General features: G+C 56.8%; 1 protein-coding gene. It reads right to left on the bottom strand.

Annotation, left to right across the window (positions count from 1 at the left end):
- Window positions 1-26 precede the first annotated feature (26 nt).
- Window positions 27-1,204 (bottom strand): IS3 family transposase gene (locus tag PFY00_RS18950; protein ID WP_408648483.1). Its coding sequence is split into 2 segments (ribosomal slippage): window positions 27-958 and window positions 958-1,204, totalling 1,179 coding nucleotides; the frame shifts between segments, so codons are not numbered across the junction.
- Window positions 1,205-1,268 lie beyond the last annotated feature (64 nt).

Genomic DNA, 1,268 nt, shown 5'->3' on the forward strand with positions numbered 1-1,268 from the left:
TGACCCAGCCCCCTGATCCGGGCCGTTCAGGTGTAGAATCCGTTCCTGTTTCTTTCTGTTGATATGTTTGCGGTCAAGGCCTGCTGAGCGGAGCCTTTGCGGAGCTCAAGCGAGGCAGGCCGGGTGCTGCGGTTGAGGTTGGCGTAAACAGCTGGAGCCAGCCCGCCAAGTGATGTGTGTGGTCTTTGTGTGTTGTAGTCGATCCTCCAGTTTTCGATGATCTTTCGGGCTTCGGCGAGATTGCCGAAGATGTGCTCATTCAAGCATTCGTCCCGGAGCCTGCCGTTGAATGACTCGACAAAGGCATTCTGCATCGGCTTTCCCGGTGCGATGTAATGCCAGCCGACGCCGGTGTCCTGGCACCATCTGAGAACGGCGTGCGAGGTCATTTCCGTTCCATTGTCAGAGACAATCATGTCCGGCTGGCCGCGCCTGCGGATTAGATCATCCAGTTCACGCGTCATCCGTGCGCCTGACAAAGAACGATCCACGACAGTGGCAAGCGCCTCACGCGTGCAATCATCCACGATGCACAACACCCGGAACCGCTGACCATCAGCAAAGGCGTCAGACACGAAGTCGAGCGACCAACGCTGATTGGCCCGATCCGGCACCAGAATGGGCCTGCGCGTACCCAGTGCCCGCTTGCGCGACCGCCTGCGGCGCACCGCAAGACCTTCCTCGCGATAGAGGCGGAATAGTTTCTTGTGGTTCACTTCGAACCCCTCTCTGGCCAGCAGGATGCCCAAACGGCGATATCCAAACCGACGCCTTTCATTCGCCAGCTCACGCAGCCGCTTGCGCAAGGTTTCATCGCCCCGATCCTGCTTTTGATACTGGAAGACTGACCTGTGAAGATCAGCCAGTTCACACGCCCGACGTTCAGACAGACCGTGCCGATCCATGACGTCCGACACCGCTCTGCGCTTCACGTCAGGCGTTAGTAATTTTTTGTCGCGAGATCTTTCAGAGCGGCATTGTCCAGCATCGCATCCGCCAACATCCGCTTCAGGCGATTGTTCTCGTCCTCAAGTGCCCTCAGCTTCTTGGCATCCGACACGTTCATCCCGCCAAACTTGGCCTTGTATTTGTAAAACGTGGCATCGCTGATCCCGTACTTCCGGCACAACTCCTGCGCTTTCACGCCTGCCTCGTACTCTTTGATCATGCTGATGATCTGTTCGTCACTAAATCTGCGTTTCATAGTCCATCCTTTGCTTGGACGGATTGCTAACACCTCAGTGGCCTGATTTCAGGGGGCTGGGTCA

Source organism: Thalassococcus lentus, from assembly GCF_028023555.1.
Taxonomy (GTDB): domain Bacteria; phylum Pseudomonadota; class Alphaproteobacteria; order Rhodobacterales; family Rhodobacteraceae; genus Thalassococcus_A; species Thalassococcus_A lentus.